Here is a 1,645-nt window from a genome sequence, read left to right as displayed (position 1 = left end):
AACGACCTTAAGGTGGTTATTGCGGCGGGGCTCACCTCTTCCCATCCCGAACAGAGTAGTTAAGCCCGCCTGCGCAGATGGTACTGCAGTTATGTGGGAGAGTATGTCGTCGCCTTTCTTTTTAAAACCCTGTCCAAATCGGATAGGGTTTTTTGTTTTATATACTTTTTGGTTGTTTTCTTTTTTAAACCATATAAGTGATGTAAGTTCAGTTTAGTTTTACTTTCGCGTCCTTTATGTAAACCCCTAACGAACTTTGCGGTTAAAAAAAACAGTACAGATGAGAATTTTACAACTTTTGAATTTGATTCATTGTAAGATCCCTGGTTTTATTCTTATTTCTTTTACTTTACATTCTTTTGCCATATGTCTTCCTGAGCGAAGTCGAAGGAAACTTGACAAGCTTAAACTTTGAGCCGAGTAAAAATCTAATTTCAATCTTTGAAAGAACTCCGGGGTCAAGTTCAAAAGGAATGAAGTGCTAAAGAATTGGATGTGAAAATTTAGTTTGTTTGTAGAATATGCATCACGTTTGTCCTTTCGGTCTAGGAAATCCGAACGAAAGCGAATAGGCGAAGTAAATCTCAGCAAGAAACTCTATAAAACAAGATAAGAAAATGAAGATTTATCTTTTGTTGAAAAAAAAACAGAATTACAAGAAATAGACTTGATAAATTGATGTTGTAAAAAGGGAAGCTGCAAAGAGGTGTTAAACTATATATTGAGAAATAGTATTATTTAAAATAAAAACTATGTCAGTTTCAAAGAAAGAAATTAGAGTGCTAATTAGAGCAGTTTGTCTAAATTTTCACAAGACTCCACTTCTTTTGAATTTGATCTGAAATCTTAATTTTTAAAAGATAATATTTTTATAAAAAAAAAGCTTTAATTGGGTTTGATGACTTATTGTCTTCAATTGTGTCTTTTTATAAGATGTTGTCTAGGTTGAAGACTAGGTAAGGGCAGGTGATTTTACAAATTTAAAGTTATAGGTAAAAAAAGCTGATTTGTATGAGCTTTTACTAGAGTTTTGTAAAAGGAAGTTGGTTGTGAAAAAAGAGGTATTGAAAAGATAGGAATTTGAAAGATAAAATAGAATTCATTGCTGAAAAGGTCGATTTTTAATTAAGGTCTTAATTTTTGAAAATGTCTTACTTATTTATTAAAGCTGTGGTATTGGAAAAAAGACGCAATAACTTAATTTTTTGTTTGGTCTTTGTTTTTATTTTTGCTTATTAAAGCCAAAACAGTTTGTGAAGGGATAGGATTGGAAGTTTTTTTTGAATGCTAAAACTCTGTATGAGCAGAAAAAAAATCAAAAGACGGTAAAAATTAAGAAATAGACCTGGTAAAGGAATCTTAAAAAAGCAGTAGAGAAGTAGAAAACTCTTTGAAAATATGCAGGATTAAGTTGCTGTAATGTAAAAACTACAGTAAAAGAAAGAAAATTCCTAAAGACAACAAAAAGTCAAGTTTTGTAAAAACACCATTACCAGTAAGTTAAGAAAAAGATTGAAAAAAAGGCAAAAAAAGCAAAGTAAAAAGCTTGTAAAAGCGAATAAAGGGACTACTTTTGCACCCGCAACGACGCAGACGTTCCCTGATAGACTGACAAGAAAAGAGGATTAATTTTTTAGAAAAGTTT

Annotated in this window: 1 rRNA gene; it reads left to right on the top strand. The window is 31.4% G+C overall.

The features are described from left to right. Nucleotides 1–8 precede the first annotated feature (8 nt). Nucleotides 9–118: ribosomal RNA gene (gene rrf, locus ACHRV5_RS22250) — 5S ribosomal RNA — on the top strand. The last annotated feature ends 1,527 nt before the right edge of the window (nt 119–1,645 follow it).

Source organism: Flavobacterium sp. FlaQc-52, from assembly GCF_044007495.1.
Lineage (GTDB): Bacteria > Bacteroidota > Bacteroidia > Flavobacteriales > Flavobacteriaceae > Flavobacterium > Flavobacterium cupriresistens.
The sequence above is the reverse complement of the archived record's forward strand: the minus strand, read 5'-3'. Positions and strand labels throughout refer to the sequence as shown.